This is a genomic window from Mycobacterium sp. (assembly GCF_049278535.1).
Taxonomy (GTDB): domain Bacteria; phylum Actinomycetota; class Actinomycetes; order Mycobacteriales; family Mycobacteriaceae; genus Mycobacterium.
The window spans coordinates 1-19,879 of the sequence record NZ_JBAPMI010000366.1; the positions used below are offsets into that span (position 1 = coordinate 1).

Genomic DNA, 19,879 nt, shown 5'->3' on the forward strand with positions numbered 1-19,879 from the left:
GCTGAATGGAGAACCGGTCGGGCTCATCGGATTCCGCGAGCGGCACAGCCATTGGCGGATCTTCCTCGTAGCCGATGTTGAGGAACACTACGTCGTCGGCAGCAACCAAGCGGGTTTGGATGCGGTAGAAGAGCTTCGAGACCAATCGGTTGAACGCCAGGAAGTAGGTAAATTCCACGGGAGAGTCTCCAATTCACGTTGTAACGGTCATGTTCTTCGTGCACGAATCATCGACCCGGAGGACGAGCGCCTAAAAGCGGCTGCGATCAAAACGTCCATCATCCGATCGGACACCATGCGGCGCGCGAGAGCGCTGGTCCACGAGTCGGCGCCGACACGATATCGGGTCTTCGGGCGCGTGGCTGCCACCGCGGCGGCGACGGCATCGGCGTAGTCCGCGGCCGTGGTCTTGCTCGCCTGTGCCCGGACTTCATTGGTGCTAAGAAATGCGGAGAATCGGGCGCGGTAAATTTCGAGGACGTCGGCCGGGGCCGCAGCAAGGATCTCGTCAGCTGATTCGCGAATCTTGCTCCAGATCGGTGTATAGACCAGGCCGGGTTGGATAACCGAGACGCGAACTCCTAACGGGCGCAGCTCGCGGCGCAGCGCATCGCTCAGCCCCTCCTTGGCGAACTGGGCTGCCGCGTATGGCGCTGAATACGCCGGCGCGATATTAGCGATACCAGAGCTGACGTTGACGATCCTTCCTCCAGTTGCGCGCAACAGCGGAAGGAAGCGCTGCGACACCGCAATTGCGCCGACAACATTTATCTCCAGCTGGGTGCGCATCACCTCCATCGGAATGCATTCCAGCGGCGCGCAGACGCTGATCCCCGCGTTGTTGACGACGGCCCACAGTCCGGTGTCTCCACAGCTGTGCTCAACGAGTTCGCCGGCCTGTGCGATCGAGTCTGCGTCGGTGACATCGAGTATCACCGGGATGAGCTCGCCCGACGAAGGCGAAACCCCGGAAAGCACAGCAGCGCTCGACTCGGTACGCACGCCTGCGAACACCCGATAGCCGAGTTGGCTGAGCCGGATAGCGGCGGCCTTTCCGAGCCCGCTCGACGCGCCGGTGATAACAACCGACTTCGATCGTGCCGGCGTCATCTCGCATCCCACGCCAGGTCGAACCGCATCGGACGGATGTTGTGCCACTTGAGGAACCAAGTCGGCGCGCAGCGCACCCCCAGATCCCGCGCGGCACGTGCGACGGGGTTCTGCACTTGCTCAAGTCGGCTGTACCGCCGCGAACTCCGTACCAGCATGCGAGCTCGGTCGCGGCGAAGATCCTCGTACCGCCTCAGCGCTGCAACGGGATCAGACACACGAGCGATGGCTTCCGCCAGCACGTAACCGTCCTCCACCGCCGAGCTCGCGCCTTGCCCCAAGCTGGTTTGCATCGGGTGGGCGGCGTCGCCGAGCAGGCTAACCGGGCCGCGGCCCCACTGCTTGAGGAACGGTCGATCCAGCGCAGGCACGGTCAAGATGGTGTGGTCCGGTGTCCGCTCGATCACATCGACTATTTCCGGAGCCCAACCGCCGAACGCTGCGGAAACCTCCGTCTTACCACCACGCCACGAGCGCGCCTGTTCGACCGGCATGTTCCTACTGCCCCACCAATAAACCCTCCCCCCACCGATGTCGACCAACCCGAAACGCTGGCCGTTTCCCCAGTAATGGCCGGCGTATCCGGTGACGACCCGTGGATGGCTGAAAGGAACTGTGGCAAGCCAGATGACATACCCGCAATGGGTAGGCGGTGCCGCGCCGGCGATCTTTGACCGAATTGTCGACCGGATGCCGTCTGCACCGATCAGTACGTCGGCCCGCACGACGGAGCCATCGGCACACCTGGCGCGGATGCCCTGATCGTCGTCGGTATCAAAGTCCACGATCTGCGCGCCGAAATGGATCGGTGTGTCACCGGCAGCGTTCAGCAGCGCCCGCATCAGCTCGCTTCGGTGAATATTGACAACCGGATCCCCGAGTTCCGCAGTGATGGACTGGATCGGAAGAGCCCGAATCATTTTGCCCCGAGCGGTGCGTAGCTCGAGATGTTCAAGTGCGCAGCCGCGTTCGCCGAAACCTAGATCGATACCCAGCGCGCGCAGCACCTTCGTCGCGTTACTCGCCAATCCTAATCCGGTGCCGCTATTCGCTAAGTGTGGCGCTGCGTCATAGACTTCCACGTTGATGCCCTTGGCGCGCAACGCGATAGCCGCGGTAAGACCGCCGATGCCGGCGCCTACGATCAGAACCTTGGGCGGGCTCACTGCAACGCCACTTCCAGTTTCGCCGCAACGTCGGCGATGTTGGGCTCGGACATCATCGACAAGTGGTCACCGGCCACGTCCATCACGGTCAGGCTGCGAGGTGCCAAGCGATCCCAGCCGTTGGTTTGGCTGTTGAAGCTGCTGCCGACGATATGGTGGACATGCTCAGCCTCCGCCGGCATTGGCTGGGCCGACTTCAGCAGTGTGATATCACGGTCCAACGGCTGATACCGATAGTTCAGCCCGGCCTCGTAATTGGCGCGGAATATCTCAAAGAGCCGTCGGATCAACTGCATCGAGCTCTCGGCGGGAACGATTTTGGCGTCGATCGCCTGGCGGAGTATCGAATCGAACAACGAGTCACGATCCGTGCCGTTGCAGCCGAGCGTCAGCGGTGCTGTCTTCATGCCGTGGGCATGCCACAGCAATTCCGCGAAAAACCAAGTGATCAAGTCATGTTCAGATATTTCGGCACGGGGGCCGTCGCCTAGCGCGATTGTATCGAGCAGGATCAGACGTGCCAGTTCCTCGTCGGCTAGCTGTCGCGCCATCTCGACGGCGACGGAGCCGCCGAAAGACCATCCCCCGATGTTGTATGGGCCGTGGGGGTGCGATTTGCGGATCGCCGCGATATAGGATGCGGCTAGGTCGCTCATCGTGCGCAGTGGCGTCGCACCGGGCCCGGCACCTACCGCCTGGAGCGCGAAGACCGGCTGATTGACCGCGAGGTGCTTGACGAGATCGAGATAGCAAAGGACATTTCCGCCGATAGGGTGGACCAGAAACAACGGCGAGCGATCGCCCGAAGTACGCAGGGCGACAATGGGATCGAACGCCCGTGCCGATCCGCCCGCTGCGATCAGGCTGGCCAGGTGCGCGGGGGTGGGTGCGGTAACGAACGCATCGAGCGGAACCTCGACGTCCCATATCCGCCCGATCGCCATCGCGACACGCATTGCACCAATCGATGTGCCTCCAGCATCGAAGAAGTTGGTGTCGGCCGCGAACCCTGAGCTACCCGAGAACTCTTCCATGATGTCAGCGACTGCGCGCTCGTAGCCATTGCACGGCGCGGCATCTGCCCGCACCGCAACGGCGGTGCACAGCGGCCACTCACGCAGCGCTTTATCGTCACGTTTGCCGCTCGGCGTAAGCGGAAATTCCTCGAGCCATTGAAAGTGCGTCGGAATCATGTACTCGGGCAGCGCCGCTCGCAGGCCGGCTCGGATCGCGGCGACGTCGGCTTTTTTCGAGTCACCGACGAGATGGGCAACGAGGACGCAGTCCGACCCGCCGAGATTTCGCGCCACGACGGCAGCCGCCCGGATCGCCTTATCACTGAGCTTCATCAACGCGATCTCGATCTCGGCGCACTCAACGCGGAAGCCGCGCACCTTCACCTGGTTGTCGTCCCGGCCAAGGTAAACCAGGTCACCGCTGGGCAGCTGGAGCCCCAGATCACCAGTGCGATACATCTTCTGGTCGTGCTCTCCGATCGAGACAAACCGTTCCGCAGTGAGATCGTCGCGCGCCTCATAGCCGATTGCGAGGCAACGACCCCCGACGTAAATCTCACCTTTCGTTCCGGGCGGAACCGGACGCAGGTCGGCGTCAAGCAGGCTTATCGTTGCGCCGTCGATCGCGGTGCCGATGGGTGGCAGCTCGGGAAAGTCCTCCGGCGGACCACTCAAGGTGTAGCAGGCCACCACGTGCGTTTCGGTCGGGCCGTAATGATTCTCCAGCACGAGACTGGGGTTCGCCGAGCACAGCCAGCGGATCTCAGGTGTCATCCTCAGCGGTTCGCCGAGATTGATCACCACGCGCAGCGACTCCAGCCGCGTTCGTGTGACATATGCTGCCTCCGCGAATGCCTGCAGCGCGACGCAGGGCAGAAATACGCGTTCGATCCCCTCGTCGGCGACGAGGCCCACCAGTCGCCGCAGATCCTTGCGCGGCGACTCGGACACCAGCCGCAACGTCCCGCCACCGCAGAGCGTCGAGAGGATTTCCTGAAATGACACATCGAAAGACAACGGGAAGAATTGCAGCGTTGTACCGCCGGCGGCACCCGACGGACGCCGGTTCTGCCATGTGATCAGGTTGGCGAGAGCACGGTGCGGCATCGTGACGCCCTTGGGTTCCCCGGTCGAACCCGATGTGAACAACACATAAGCGGCAGTCTCGGGGTCGATTGCCGGAAGCGGTGTTGCCGCAGGAACTTGCATCAGCGCCCGCGCTTCGGCGAGGTCGGAAATGACGCGGAACGGCCGCACACGATCGATCATTGCGTTGACCCGTGCCTTCGGGTAGCTGGGGTCCAACGGGACAACCGCCGCACCGGCCTTCAGCACGCCGAGCACTGTCGCGATCTGCTCCGGCGACCGATCCAGCATCACGCCCACACGCGCTCCTGGCGGCATGCCCGCGGTCAACAGGCCAGCAGCGATTCGTTCGGCGCTGCTGTCCAATTCGGCATACGTCCAGGTGGCGGAGTCGGTCGCCAGCGCGATTGCATCCGGCGCGGCCGCAGCCCGCTGAGCGATGAATTGCGCAACGTCGCGAGCAGACAACTCATCAGCTGCATAATCACTGGCCAGTTGGGGTGAGCGGACGATTGCCGCGAGCACTCGAATGAACGTGTGCGCGTATTCGCTTGCTTGCGTGGCTGTTAGCGCCGATCGATCGCCAGCTACCCGAAGTGACAGTCGGCCGGTCCGCGGATCCATCGCGGCGGTCACCACGAGCGCGTAATTCGTCTGCTCAGCTGCCTCGAACCCAAGCAGTTCGACCCCGGTGGCAGTGGCCAGCTCGGCGAAAACGTGGTAATGGACGAAATTGAAAACCGTATTGAGCACCGGACGGCCCGCGTCAGATTGCATGGCCTGCAGGGGATACCGCCGATAGCGATGGCTCGCTCGCTCGAACTGAACAATGTGTTCGACGACGTCGAGCCACGTCGCGGGACTGTTGCCGAGCCGAATCGGGATCATGTTGAGAAACAGTCCGGCGGTTCGTTCTGCACCGGCGCGACCAGGACGCCCATGAGTGACGAGCCCAGTCGTGACGTCGGTCTCGCCCGAGAGTCTTTGTAGGCTGACGCAATGCGCTGCCAGCAATACCGATTTCATTGGTAGTTTGCGAGACACCACAAGGTGCTGCGCGGCGTCCTGCAGCCAGTGAGGGATCAACACCGTCACGTCCGGCTCTGCTGTCGATGTCGGCTCGTGGGCACCGTAGGAATCCAGCGACGTCGCGTGCGATCCGGCTAAAGCATGGCGCCAGAACTGCTGCGCGGGAATACTTTCGGCTGCTTCTCGCTCCAAGCGGACATACTCGGCGAGCATCGCTGCCGAATAAGGCTCTGCGTTTATTGGCGGTACATCGAGGCCGAGACCGAACAGGTAGTCCTGCAGCAGTTCGCGGATGAGGTTCGCGACACTCCAGCCGTCCAGAATCGCGTGATGGAACGCGAAAACCAGATCGACACCGTCATCACGTACAAACGCCCGTAGGCTATATAGCGGACCGCGGCTGAAGTCATAATTTCGCCTTTGCAGGGCCGACATGTACTCGCGGACGTCCGAGTCGTCGGCGCCGGTCACGATGTCGAAAGCGCTCGGCACGCAGGCCCTGACAACCTGCACCGGCACAGAATGCTGATTGAGTTCGAATGACAACCGCAGCGCAGGATGCCGAGCGACAAGCCGATCGAACGCCTCTGCGAACTCCGCTTGTCGCCACGGCATCGCTAACCGGTAGCGGAAGACATCCTTGTACATGGTGGAACCAGCACGCTCCATGCTGTGAAATAATGTTCCGAGCTGCAACGCGGTCACGGGGAAAGCATCTTCGGCGTCGTGCAGTGCAGCACGATCGATCAAGGGGAGCAACGCAAACGCGTCTGTGACACCTTCAGCTTCAGGCGTCACCTGCGAAATAGACTCGGCCAGTTCGGCAACCGTGGGCCGGACGAAGAGTTCCTCAATATCGAAAGCGATGCCACGCTTTTCTGCCTCGGTTCGCACGGAAAGGGAAAGTATTGAGTCTCCCCCGACAGTGAAGAAATTGTCATGCACGCCAACGGAGTCCACGCCAAGGACCGACGCGAACACATCGACCAGCGCTGCCTCCGCCGGGGTTCGCGGGGCGACGGCCGATCGATCCGGCGCGCCGGGCGAGGGCAGCGCCCGACGATCCAATTTGCCGCTCGCCGTCAGCGGGAGCGCGTTCAGTTCGACGAAGCTGGTAGGGATCATGTACGCGGGTATCCGCTGTGCCAGGTCATTGGCGAGTTGATCAAGGGAGACCGACTCTCCGACGAAATAACCGATCAGGTGGATTCCGTGGGTTTCCGACGACTCGGCTATCACGACCGCCGATCGCACACCTGGACAGGACTCCATTGCCGCTTGTACCTCGCCGAGGCTCACCCGGTTGCCGCGGACCTTCACCTCATCGTCGATGCGGCCCAGGAACTCCAGGTTCCCGTCCGCGCGCCAGCGGGCGAGATCACCCGTTTGGTACCGTCGGCCGCCCGGCACGCTTTGATCCTGGGCGAACGCCACCGCGGTCAGATCGGGGCGGCCGTGATAACCGCGGGCCAAACCCACACCGGCGATGTTCAATTCACCCGCCACTCCCACCGGGCAGCGGTTTCCGCGGTCATCGAGAACCAGCAATAGTGTGTTGTCGATAGGTTTTCCGATCGGAACCACGTCGACCGGCCCGGCCGAAGGGCAGTCGAAGTAGGTCACGTCTACCGTCGCCTCGGTCGGACCGTAGAGATTCACCAGCCGCGGCACCCCGATAGCACCGAATACGCGGATGAACCGCTCGACCAACGCGGGGCTCAGTACTTCCCCACTGCAAAACACCGTATGCAGGGACGTGAGCCGGTGCATCGAATCAGGCTGCGCCTCAAGTTGGTCCAAGAATGGTCCAAGCATTGACGGCACGAAATGCATCACCGTGACGCGATGTCGCTCTACGGCCGCGACGATCTTGCGCGGATCACGTTCGCCACCCGGCTCTAGCAGCGCGACACTGGCGCCCGCCATCGCCCACCACATCAACTCCCATACAGAGACATCGAACGTCACCGGCGTCTTCTGCAGGATCACGTCGTCGGGGCCAAGTGCATACCGCCGCTGCATCCACTGCAGTCGGTTCACTACCGACCGATGCTCGACTTCCACGCCCTTCGGCCGGCCGGTCGATCCGGACGTGTATATGACGTAAGCCAAGTCGTGGGGCAAGGCGACCGGCTCGACGGGATCCGCTCCGGCGGTGCTGGGCTCTACGCGGCTAAGACCGAGTTCATCAGCGAGTCCAGCGAATTCGGCTCCGGCCACGAGAACACGGGCACCGCTTTCTTCAATGATCGTACGGATCCGCAGCGCTGGATAGTTCACGTCGATCGGCACGTATGCGGCGCCCGCGCGCATGATTCCGTGAATCGCAACCACAAGCTCCGGCGACCGGGGCACGAGTACGGCGACGCACTCGTCGCGCTCAATGCCCTCGGCCCGCAGCACTTGCGCAATGTGATTCACGGCGTTGACGAACTCCGAATAGGACAGAGTTACGTCCTCTGACACCACCGCAGTGCGTTTACCGGGTATGTCCGCGGCCAATCGATCAACCGTCGCGTTCTGTGCGAGATCAAGCATCGATCGGCGCTCCGCAGGCGAAGGTCTCCAGCTCGGCGCGATCCGCATCGGAGAGCATGTCGATCTGGTCAAGCGGCATATCGGGTGCTTTGAGCGCGTGGTCGATCAAGGTCAACACGTGACGCAAAGCGTCAGTGAACCGATAGTTCGCGTCGAAGACATCGTCAGCGTAGAACAGATCCACCTCAAGCGAACCGTCCCGCTCGTGATCACGAACGACGATGTTGACCGCGTCGAGTGAGTACCCCGACGCGAGCATGTCAACGTTCTTCCACATCCACTGTGCGTGTTCGGTATCGGGAACCTTCTGATATGAGTAGGTCACGTCGAACAGCGTCGGAAACCGCCCAGAGTTATCCTGCAACGCCGCCATGGTGTCGCCAAAAGCAAACCGCTGCCGCGGCTGCAGTTCCCATACCTCCGCGTTGATCCGATCGGCGAGTTCGGCCGCCGACGTCACGCTGTCGACGGGAATTCGCAGCGGCAGCATGTTCACCATGCAGCCGAGGGTGCGGAGTTCGGCATCCGACGATCGGTTTAGGAACGGGACCCCAACCACGATGTCGCGGCCGCGGTGTACCCGGCGCAGGTACTCGCCGAGGGCGGCTGCAGTGAACGCGAATACCGAACGACTGGTGTCTCGAATACGTTGGGCTGTTTCAGGATTGACTCGCAAGGTGTGATGCCGCCGATGCCGACTACGCACTGATCCACTGCGGGCGAACAGCGCAGGTTCAACGTCGCGGTATTTCGCGACGAAGTACTGGCGATCGGCCGCCCATTCCGGCGAGCCGCGGTATTCACGCTCGGCGCGGACGAAGTCCAGATAGCTCGGCATCTCGATGTGGTCGTCGCTGTCCGCGTCGACGCCTGACGCGTACTCGTTGAACAGCTGGCTCATCGCGAGATTGACGCTCCAACCGTCCCCCACGGCGTGATGGAAGCACGCGTACACCAAGAACGAATCGGTCCGATCGACGAGCACGGCGGCATACGTCAATGGCCCGTCGAGTGGAAGCACCCGCTCACTGGCCTGCTCGATCCAGCGTCTGCGGGCTGCCTCGGGGTCCGCGTCGCCGCTAAAATCGACGAATGCGAGCTCGGGTAGGTCGGTACTAACGCGCTGGACGAATTCGCCGTCGCGAAGCTCGATACGCAGTCGCAGCGAATCGTTTCGCAGGTATGTCCGCCGCATGCACTCGCGCATCCACTCCAGATTCACCGTGCCCTCCAGCCGGGCATAGCCGAATGCCTGCACGATTGCGAGATCCGGGTAGCGCGCACCGACGGCGACGATATCTCGCTGGTATGCCGTCAACGGCCAGTGCGGAGGTTGGATTCCGCTGTGGCGTCGCTCTTCCCAGCCGTCCGGAGGGCCGTCGATGTCGAGTGCGCGGGCCAGGTACCGGGCCAATGCTGTCGGTGTCGGATAGTCGAGTACAGCGGTCGTAGGCAGCTTCAGACCTGTCGCCGATTTGAGCCGATTCCGGAACTCAACCGAACCCAGCGAATCGAAGCCCAGGTCCTTGAACTCCTGGTCGGTGCCTACCGCGTCCGCCGAATCGTGCCCGAGCACTACGGCCGCGTGGGAACGGATGATACCGAGCAGTTCCTGTTCCCGTTCGGATGTGCTCATCACCGCGATCCGCTGTCGGAGATCGGATGAGGATTCTGCCGGGGCATCGGACTCGGCGGCGCGCCGGGCACTACTGATCAGACCACGGAACATTGGTGGCAGGCCCGCAACCGCCGAATGGGTGCGGAGCGCAGCGAGATTCATCTGGGCCGGCATCACAAATGCTCGTGCCTGCCCGAGTGCGGCATCGAACAGCGCGAGGCCGTCCGCCGACGACATCGGGACAAAGCCGCTGCGGCTCATGCGCGCGCGATCGCGCGCATCGAGATGGCCTGTCATTCCGGTCGCTTGCGCCCACCATCCCCACGCCATCGACACAGCCGGCAGCCCCTGCTGCCGGCGATGCTGTGCGAGCCCATCGAGGAAAGCATTGGCCGCCGCGTAGTTAGCCTGGCCCGCGGAGCCGAGAACACCCGCTGCCGAAGAGAACAGCACGAAAGCGGACAGGTCCGCGGGCGCGGTCAGTTGGTGCAGATTCCACGCCGCATCGATTTTCGGCCGCAGCACCGCGTCCAGGTGACGTGGCGTCTGTGCGGCGAATACGGCGTCGTCGAGCACGCCGGCCGCGTGGATGACGGCGCTCAACGGATGCTCGGCCGGTATCTCGGTGAGCAGTCCCTGCAACGAAACTCGGTCCGCCGCGTCGCACGATTCGATCCGTACTGATGCACCAAGCTTGGTCAACTCCGATTCGATCGCCGCCGCACCTTCGGCCGCGCGGCCATTGCGGCTGATGAGTAGCAGGTTGCGCGCGCCATGACGAGTTACCAGATGACGGGCGAGCAGCATCCCGAGCACGCCGGTGCCGCCCGTGATCAGCACCGTGCCTTCTGGGTCCAGCGGTGTGGGCACGGTGAGCACCACCTTGCCGACGTGGCGGGCTCGACTCATGAAACGATAGGCCTCCGATGCTTCTCTAACGTCCCAGGAACGCAGCGGAAGTGGACGTAGCTCGCCGGCGTCGAATAGTGTTGATAGCTCGCCAAGGATCTCGCGCACACGGTCCGGACCGGGTTCGCTCAGAAGATCGAACGCTCGATACCGAACACCCGGATGCCTGGCCGCCACCTCGCCGGGATCTCGGATGTCGGTTTTGCCCATCTCGATGAATCGCCCGCCACGTGGCAAGAGTCTCAGCGACGCGTCGATGAATTCCCCTGTCAGGCAATTGAGTACGACGTCCACCCCCGCACCGCCGGTTGCCGCGGAGAACTTCTGCTCGAACTCGACCGTGCGCGAGTTCCCGATGTGCTCGTCGTCGATTCCCATGCCGCGCAGAGTTTTCCATTTTCCAGGGCTGGCCGTCGCATATACCTCCAGACCCCAGTGTCGAGCCAGCTGCACCGCAGCCATGCCAACTCCGCCGGTGGCGGCGTGTACCAGCACCCGCTCACCTGCGCTCACGCGGGCGAGGTCCGCCAACGCGAAGTATGCGGTGAGAAAAGCCGCAGGTACCGTCGCTGCCTGAGCGTAGGACCAGCCAGAGGGGATGCGCGCCACCGTCCGGTGATCTGCGACGACAACAGGTCCCGCACCGTACAAGAGACACATCACGCGGTCGCCCCGGGCGAACTCGAACACATCATCGGCGACCTCGAGGACGACGCCGGAGCCTTCAAGGCCGAGGTCGTCGGGCGAGTCATCCAGTGCGATCAGAACATCACGGAAGTTCACACCGGTGCAGCGCATAGCCAATCGCACTTGGCCGGGCTCCAGCGGAAGGTTGGATTCGGGCGACGAACGCAAGACGACGTTCCGCGAGTCAAGTGTGCCGTTGCCGAGTGTGGCGAGTCGCCAAGCGCCCGCCTCGACTAATTCAGCGCCATCGGGTCGCTCGGTGTGCACCACCCGGGGGGCAAAGCATGCGCCATCACGGAGCGCGAGTTGCGATTCGTCGCCACCGGCTGTTTCGGCGACCGCAACATCGGCACTGGTCCAGTCGTCGACGTCGGCTAATGAGATGCGCCCTGGGTTTTCGGTTTGTGCGCTCCGCACTAATCCCCAGATAGCGGCCTGGCCGAGATCGGTGACATCCTCGGAGGAGTTGATCGAGATCGCTCCGCAGGTGAGCACCACCAGTCGCGCGTCTTCGTCATGACTATCGTCCGACAGCCAATCCTGCACCTGATCCAGCACCATTGCCAGCGCTCGATGCTTGCCGTCAGCGAACCCTTCGCCGTCTGCAGTCGTTGTCGGACAACGCAATACAGTGGCATTCTTCGGGGCGAAGCAGCCTGCGTTCTCGTCAGGCGGCGCGAGGGGGACCCAGTCCAATCCGTACAGACCGTCGTCGGCCACAGTACTCATCAGCAACCGATTGGTTGAAACCCCGCGCAGGGCAAGCGAATCGATACGGCCAACCAAAGCCCCGCAGCTGTCCAACAGAGTAACGGCAACCGTGTCGTCGCCGATGAGCGTGATCCGGGCGCGAAGCCGGCTCGCGCCCACGGCATGCAGCGATACGCCTTCCCATTCGAACGGCAACCTGGTCAGCTCCGATTCTGCCAGGATGCCGCCGACAACGATGCTGTGCAGGACCGCATCAAGCAGCACCGGATGCAGACCGAACCGACTCGCGTGGGCCTTCACCTTCTCCGGCAATGCCGCTTCCACGAAGACCTCGGCGCCACGACGCCACACCGAGCGCAGGCCGCGGAACGCCGGACCGTATTCGTATCCACGCGCCGCCAGCTTCGGGTAAGCCTCGGAAACGTCGATCGGTTCCGCACCCTCCGGGGGCCAGTGTTCGAACGCCTCCCTGTGCCAGCGCTCGGGGGTGGGGGCGAGTACACCTTCGGCATGGCGTGTCCACGGCCGGTCCGCACCATCGCGGTCGATCCGCGAGTAGATCCGGACAGGGCGTTCGCCGGACTGCCGCCATGCGCCGACGACGACTTGCACGGCTAAACCACTATGTTCGCCGACGACCATTGGGGCGTGCAGCACCAGTTGGTCGACTCGTGGGCACCCCGCACGATCGCCCGCGTGGAGTGCCATCTCCACCATCGCGGCACCGGGTACGAGCACGACCTCGTGCACCTTGTGGTCGGCCAGCCACGGATGGGATGCGAGCGACAGCCGACCGGTGAGAATGACTTCGCCTGAATCAGCTTGTTGCACAACCGCGCCGAGCAGAGGATGCTCCGCGGCCGTGACGCCGAGACTGCTCGCGTCGACGAACCCGGGCGTGGGGTCTAGCCAGTATCGCTTCTGCTCGAAGGCATAAGTGGGCAAGTCGATGCGACAAGCGCCAGTGTCGTCAAACATGCTCGCCAGGTTGGGTGTTTTTCCGTGTACGTGGGTTTCGGCAGCCGACAGCAAGACTCGGCGCATGCCGCCTTCGTTGCGTCGAAGCGTCCCAACCACGCTGTGATCGTCACCCAGGCCCTCCAGTGATTCCACGATGCCGACAGTCAGAACCGGATGCGGGCTGGATTCAATGAATGTGCGATAACCGTGTTCGTACGCCCACCGGACAGCCTGTTCAAACAGCACCGGTTGCCGCAGATTAGCGAACCAGTAGTCGCCGGCGAGGGTCGACGTGTCCAGCTTGGCGCCGGTGACCGCGGAGATGAATGCGATATCGCCGGTGCGCGGCTGCAGTCCTGATAGTGACTCGCGCAGGGTCTCCCGCAAACTCTCGACCTGAGTGGAATGCGACGCATAATCGACGGGAATCCGCGTGGCCGCCACGTCATCCCGTTCGCATTCGGCCATCAGCTCGTCCAACGCGGTTGCGTCGCCAGTGACGACGCAAGAAGACGGACCGTTCCGTGCGGCGACGGAAACCGATTGCCTCCATGGTTCGATGAGCGCCAGAACTCGTTCGACGGGCCACGGGATCGAGACCATGCCACCGGTTCCCGCAATTCCGCTGATCGCCTTGCTCCGCAATGTGACGACCTTCGCTGCGTCTCGCAACGAGAGGGCACCGGCGACGTAGGCAGCTGCGATCTCGCCCTGCGAATGGCCGAGAACGGCATCCGGATGGATTCCCAGTGCCTGCCATTGCGCGGCCAGCGACACCATCACCGCAAACAGCACGGGCTGCACCACGTCGACCCGGTCGAGGTTTCCAGAACCGACGCCGCCCCGCACGACCTCGAGCAACGACCAGTCGACAAACTCGGCGAAAGCCGCATCGCAGAGACGCATTCGATCTGCGAACGCCGGTGCGGAGTCCAACAGTTCCATCGCCATGCCAGTCCACTGCGATCCCTGGCCGGGGAAGACGAAGACGGTTCCGCCCGTGGCGGCGGCTTTTCCCGTTACCACGTTCGGTGCTGGTTCGCAGGAGGCGATCGCCGCCAACCCAGTCAACAACTCGTCACGGTCGGATCCGACCGCAACCGCACGGTGGTCGAACAACGCCCGGGTGGTGACCAGTGAGTACGCCACGTCATGCGGATCCAAATCGGCATTGTGCTCGACGAATTGCCGCAACCGGGCCGCCTGCGCGGCCAGTGCCGACGCGGACTTCGCAGACAACGCCCAAGGCATCACCGACGGACGTTTGCGGGATGGCTTCGCGCTCGCCAATTCTGACGACGCCTGCTCGACTATCACGTGGGCATTTGTTCCGCTGATGCCGAACGCCGACACCCCAGCACGCCGGGGTCGGTCGGTCTGGTCTGGCCACGGACATGCGCGACCGACCACCTCGATCGTTCCAGTCGACCAATCAACCTGCGGTGTAGGCGAATCCAGATGCACCGTCGCGGGTACTACCCCGTGCCGCATCGACTCGACGGTCTTGATGATCCCGGCGACCCCGGCCGCGTATTGCGCATGGCCGATGTTCGACTTGACCGAGCCGACCAGCAGGGGCCGCGCCGGCGAGTGGGCTTTGCCGTATGTCGCCTGCAGCGCTTGGGCTTCGATCGGATCGCCGACCCTCGTGCCAGTGCCATGCGCCTCGACCACGTCGACCTCCCCCGCGGTCAGGTCCGCATCCACCAGAGCTTGCCGAATCACCCGCTGCTGAGCCGGACCGCTCGGCGCGGTCAGCACGTTGGAGGCTCCGTCCTGTCCGAGGGCGCTGCCCCGAATGAGTGCGAGCACTGGGTAACCGAGTCTGCGCGCTCGCGACAGCCGGGCCAGGACCAGCACGCCGGCACCCTCACCAACGCCAAACCCGTCGGCAGCCGCAGCGAAAGGCTTGGATCGGCCGTCTTCGGACAACGCGCCCTGCCGGCCGAGGCCGATGTAAAGGCTGGGTGAGCACACCACGGTCGCACCGCCCGCAATCGCCAAGTCACATTCATCGGACCGCAACGATCGCACCGCAAGATGCACCGCGACCAGTGATGATGAGCAGGCAGTGTCCACCGTCAACGCCGGGCCCTGCAGCCCAAGTGTGTAGGCCACCCGACCCGACGCGACGCTGGTTGTGGTACCGGTCGTCAGGTAGCCGGCAAATCCCTCGTTATCGTCGTAGATCCGCGGGCCGTATTCCTGCCCGCCCACGCCGACGAACACGCCGGTATCACTGCCGTGCAAGGAAATTGGGTCGATCATCGCGCGCTCCAGTGCCTCCCACGTCACCTCAAGCAGCAGTCGCTGCTGCGGGTCCATCGCTTGGGCTTCACGCGGCCCGATCCCGAAGAACGCCGGGTCAAAATCGCCTTCGTTGCGCACAAATGCGCCCGCACGCACGTATGTGGCACCTGGCGCCTCGGGGTCGGGCCCAAACAACGCCTCGAGGTTCCAGCCGCGGTCGGTGGGAAACTCCGAGGTTGCGTCGCATTCCTCGGAGATCAACTGCCACAGGTCAGCCGGTGAGTTGACACCGCCCGGAAAGCGGCAACCCATCCCGAGAATGGCGATCGGCTCGCTGCGCTCAGCGCTCTGCAACTGCGTGCGCAGCCCTTCTTCACTGGCCATTTCTCATCAGCCTGCCGGCGCTCGCCCAAAGGCCGACCACGCGACGACGACGCGTCATAGCAGGGTGCGACTGATTGTTGTCGTTGGTGCCACGCCGACGAACCATCGACAACCCCTTCAACCACCACAAATGAATATTTCTTCGCTGTCTGTGCCGAAAGTCATAGGAGTCCCCCGCCGACGATAAGCAAACACGCAACGCCCCGATACAGGGATTTCCCTTGCATTCACCTTCTTTCGCGACGATCGAGTAGTGATTCACATCGACCACACCATGAGCTTTACTTCCAACTCCCACCACGTCAGCGACTAACGCGTGCGGCGTAAGCCGGATCTTGCCCAGTCGTCCTGTATACGGCGATGAGTTTTCGTGTCATCTCTTCTCTCCCTTCGGAAGTACCGGATCTGCCGGTTCATGGCATTTCTGGCGAAACGGTGGCCCTACGCAGCTCAGTTGCGCTGATGAAATCCTCACTGCCCCATGGCGCGACGATCTCAGTAGTGCACTACTGAGATCTCGCCCGTTCTGATTCAGTAATTGCCGCCGCTGCCCAGCGCATCGTTGTGGCCTCGAACGCGGCCGTGTCGAGCAGGCTGCGTCATGCGCGTCGATCGGCGTCTTGGTACTCCGACTTGCATCTCTCCGCCGTCAGGATGACGACTTTCTCAAGCGACTTTCCCGATGGGCAACTAGCCGACCAAAAGTGAACTGAAATTTGGCAACCACCACTTGCGCGATCGTGGTAGGCGTTACCGGCTAGATGTAGGAGGCGAGGTTGCGGTTAGCCTGCCAAGTATGGTCACGTCGTCGGCCGCGCTCACCGCCCCAGAGCTGGAGTTGCGGCAGCAGGTTCGTACCTTCCTGGTCGAAACGCTGCCCTGGGGGACGTTCGAGCCTGGCCTGGGGATGAGCGCCGAGGTCAATCCAAAGTTCTCCGCTGAGTTAGCTGAACGAGGCTGGATCGGCATGGCGGTCCCCGCGCGCTATGGCGGTCGCGACGCCACCGCCGTCGACCGCTTTGTCGTCGTCGAAGAACTACTGCGCTGGGGCGCCCCGGTCGGGCATCACTGGGTGGCCGATCGGCAGATCACCTCGGTGCTCCTGCGCTATGGCACCGAGGAACAAAAGCGGTCGCTGTTGCCCCGAATTTGCCGGGGCGAGTTGTGTTTTTGCATCGGCATGAGCGAGCCGGACGCCGGAAGCGACCTCGCGTCGGTGCGGACTCGAGGTGCGCGCGACGGCGATAGCTGGCGTGTGTCGGGCGTCAAGGTATGGACGAGCAACGCCATGCGAGCCGATTTCATGATCGCGCTGTGTCGAACCGGCGAGGGCGCCCGCCACGCGGGACTGAGCCGATTCCTGATCGACATGCGCAGCCCGGGCGTGACGGTCAAGCCGATCCCCTTCCTGGACGGCAGCACCGACCACTTCGCCGAGGTGATCCTTGACGGCGTGCTGGTGCCGAACGAGATGGTGATAGGCGAAATCGGCCAGGGGTGGGCGCAGAACGCCAACGAGCTGGCTTTTGAGCGCAGCGGCCCCGACCGGTGGATCTCGACTTTCCTGCTCGTTCAGGAATTCAGCCGCGAGTGGCCAGATCTGGCCGCCAGTCCCGCCGGGAGTCGGCTGATCGGCGAGCTCGCGGCCCAGTACTGGGTGCTGCGCCGGCTTTCGCTGGCCGTGGCGAGGGCGATCGACGCCGGCGGCACGCCCGCGGCCGAGGCAGCGCTCATCAAGGAGATGGGCACCCGGTTCGAACAGGATGTCGTGAGCGCGTTGCGGGAGTTGTTGGACCGTGAGCTCGTGTGCGAGCTGGAGCCGGCGCGGGAACCGTCGTTGTTCGAACGGTTGTTACGTCGCGCTGTCCTGGACGCGCCCTCGTTTACCATCCGCGGCGGCACCAATGAGGTGCTGCGCTCGGTCGCCGTCAAGGGTTTGTCATGAGTGACGACGAACTGTATCGCGCCGCCGCCAAACTGTTTGCTGCGCAGAGCCGGTGGGAGGATGTCGGCGAAGCCGACGCTGCAGGTTGGGCACCACAACTATGGGAAGCGTTGCAGCAGAGCGGATTCAGTGATGTCCCGGTCCCGGAGGGGCTGGGCGGAGCCGGGGGCGGCGTTGCCGATGCGGTCCAGCTGCTGCGTGTCGCGGGAGCACACGCGGCGCCGGTCCCGCTGGCCGAGTCGGGTCTGGTCGGCGGGTGGCTATTGGCCTCTGCAGGTCTCGCTTTGCCGGAGGGCGTCCGCACAGTACTGCCGTCCGCTGCGAGGCTCCGTCTCGATGGTGACCGCCTGTTCGGTACGGTGCCTGCCGTGCCGTGGGGTCACCGCGCCGAGCATGTCATCGCACTCGTTGACGGCGTCGTGGTGTTGGCGCCCGGACCGGGCGCAACCGACGGTCCGGCCGTCAGCCGTGGAGCCAACCTGGCCGATGAGCCCCGTGACACAGTGGTTTTCGATGGTGTGACGGTAACCGCACGCGCCGACGCGCCGGATGGGGTCACTGACGAAGCACTCTGGGAGCGCGCCGCGCTGGGGCGTGCCGCGTTGATGGCGGGCGCGATAAGTGCCGTCGCGGCAATGACATTGCGCTACAGCGGCGAACGTGAGCAATTCGGACGCCCCATCGGTCGTTTCCAGGCCGTGCAAGCCCACTTGGTCACCATCCACCAGCAGGCCGCCGTCGTCGCCTCGGCTGTCGACGGTGCGGTCGACGCGGTCGAAGCCGGCCGGGGCAGCTTCGAAATCGCTTGCGCCAAAATGCTTGCCGACCGGGCCGCACAGCTGGTGACGGCGACCGCCCATCAGACGCACGGCGCTATCGGCATGACGAAGGAGTACCCGTTGCATTATCTGACCCGTCGACTCTGGGCCTGGCGAGACGAAGCCGGCGGTCATCATCGCTGGGCGGACCGGCTCGGCGCGGCTCTGGTCGCCCGCGGTCCGGACGCCCTGTACCCGGCCATCCAATCCGGGTCAGAGGTGATGCAGTGAACCGGCTGGAGCGCCCAGACGGGGTCACGTTGGCCTTCCGGGTGCACAACCCGCAGGCGCCCGGTGTACCGCTTCTACTCACGCACGGCTTCGGCGCCACCGCGGGCATGTGGGACCGGAATGTCGATGCCCTGAGCGTCGACCGGCCGGTGATCGTCTGGGACATGCGCGGCCATGGCAGCAGCGACGCGCCCGGCAACATGGACCTTTACAGCGAGCAGATCAGCGTCGCCGACATGGCTGCCATCCTGGACGCCGCGGGTGCTGATCGGGCGGTGCTCGGCGGAATGTCGTTGGGCGGCTATCTATCTCTGGCCTTCAACCTGGTCCATCCGCAGCGGGTCGCCGCGTTGGTACTGGTCGACACCGGGCCGGGCTACCGCAACGACGCGGCCCGCGACACCTGGAACGCATGGGTGGAACGGCGTGCTCAAGAACTCGAGAGCGGCCGCACGCGGGCCGACAGCTCGGCGGAACTCGCGCAGGCGGTGCACGAGCATCCGGAGGGCCTGCCTCGCGCGGCGCGCGGTGTGATGGCTCAAAAGGATGCCCGGGTGATCACCTCGCTCGACGGCATCGGGGTGCCCACACTGGTCATCGTCGGCGCCCAAGATACCGACTTCCTGGCCGGGGCCGACTACATGCACCGCCACATTCCGTCTTCACACAAGGTCGTCATCGACGACGCGGGGCATGCGGCGAATATGGACCAGCCCGAGACCTTCCATACTGCCGTGCGTGAATTTCTGGAATCGCTATGACCGCACCGGATGTGACTGTCGAATATGCCGGCCATGTGGCCGTGGTGGAGATCCATCGGCCGCCGAACAACTTCTTTGACGCCGCCCTGATCAAGGGCATCGCCGACGCCTACGAGCGACTAGACGACGACGTCGAATGCCGGGCGATCGTGTTGTGTGCGGAGGGAAAACACTTCTGCGCCGGCGCCGACTTCTCCCGGCCCGCCCAGGATCATGTGTCGCCCAATGAGCTTTACACTCAGGCCATCCGGTTGTTTTGCACCAGCAAGCCGGTGGTCGCCGCGGTGCACGGCGCCGCGATCGGCGGCGGACTCGGGCTTGCCCTTAGCGCAGACTTCCGGGTGGCCGCGCCCTCCTCCAGATTTGCCGCCAACTTCAGCCGGCTCGGGTTTCATCCCGGCTTCGGGATAACGGCCACGTTGCCACGCGTCGTTGGGCAGCAAAAAGCACTTGAGTGGATGCTCACCGGTGAGCGTTTCGGTGGGGAATTCGCTCACGCAGCAGGGTTGGTCGACGAATTGGCCGACGACAGTAGTGTGCGCCCGGCGGCGATCCGGTTCGCCGACCGAATCGCCGCCTCGGCTCCATTGGCGCTGACAAGCATTCGTGCCACCGCGCTTGCCGGACTCGCCGAGGCGGTCGCCGCGGCCACGGCCCGCG

General features: G+C 63.7%; 8 protein-coding genes and 1 pseudogene. 4 read left to right on the plus strand and 5 right to left on the minus strand.

What is annotated here, in order from left to right; all coding sequences use genetic code 11:
* From WAO18_RS23620 to WAO18_RS23640, 5 genes and pseudogenes are all read right to left on the minus strand, one after another.
* Window positions 1–193 (minus strand): annotated as a pseudogene (locus WAO18_RS23620) (SAM-dependent methyltransferase); the annotation flags it as partial.
* Window positions 194–207: 14 nt separating this feature from the next.
* Entirely contained in the window at window positions 208–1,110 is a 903-nt protein-coding gene (locus WAO18_RS23625) for an SDR family NAD(P)-dependent oxidoreductase (protein WP_422208654.1), read from the minus strand.
* A complete protein-coding gene (locus WAO18_RS23630; protein WP_422208655.1) occupies window positions 1,107–2,276 on the minus strand; it encodes an FAD-dependent monooxygenase in 1,170 nt (389 codons plus the stop codon). Before WAO18_RS23630 ends, WAO18_RS23625 begins: the two co-directional genes overlap by 4 nt.
* Window positions 2,273–7,945 (minus strand): amino acid adenylation domain-containing protein, encoded by a 5,673-nt coding sequence (locus WAO18_RS23635; RefSeq protein ID WP_422208656.1) that lies wholly within the window; start codon window positions 7,943–7,945, stop codon window positions 2,273–2,275. Before WAO18_RS23635 ends, WAO18_RS23630 begins: the two co-directional genes overlap by 4 nt.
* A complete protein-coding gene (locus WAO18_RS23640; protein ID WP_422208657.1) occupies window positions 7,938–15,464 on the minus strand; it encodes an SDR family NAD(P)-dependent oxidoreductase in 7,527 nt (2,508 codons plus the stop codon). Before WAO18_RS23640 ends, WAO18_RS23635 begins: the two co-directional genes overlap by 8 nt.
* A gap of 796 nt (window positions 15,465–16,260) precedes the next feature.
* On the opposite strand from WAO18_RS23640, the gene WAO18_RS23645 reads away from it, so the two are divergent.
* From WAO18_RS23645 to WAO18_RS23660, 4 genes are all read left to right on the plus strand, one after another.
* A complete protein-coding gene (locus WAO18_RS23645) occupies window positions 16,261–17,409 on the plus strand; it encodes an acyl-CoA dehydrogenase family protein (RefSeq protein WP_422208658.1) in 1,149 nt (382 codons plus the stop codon).
* Window positions 17,406–18,458 (plus strand): acyl-CoA dehydrogenase family protein, encoded by a 1,053-nt coding sequence (locus WAO18_RS23650; protein ID WP_422208659.1) that lies wholly within the window; start codon window positions 17,406–17,408, stop codon window positions 18,456–18,458. Before WAO18_RS23645 ends, WAO18_RS23650 begins: the two co-directional genes overlap by 4 nt.
* Window positions 18,455–19,219 (plus strand): alpha/beta fold hydrolase, encoded by a 765-nt coding sequence (locus WAO18_RS23655; protein ID WP_422208660.1) that lies wholly within the window; start codon window positions 18,455–18,457, stop codon window positions 19,217–19,219. The genes WAO18_RS23650 and WAO18_RS23655 overlap by 4 nt, the downstream gene beginning before the upstream one ends.
* The coding region (locus tag WAO18_RS23660) for an enoyl-CoA hydratase/isomerase family protein (protein ID WP_422208661.1) at window positions 19,216–19,879 on the plus strand (664 nt) is incomplete at its 3' end. The genes WAO18_RS23655 and WAO18_RS23660, both read left to right, overlap by 4 nt.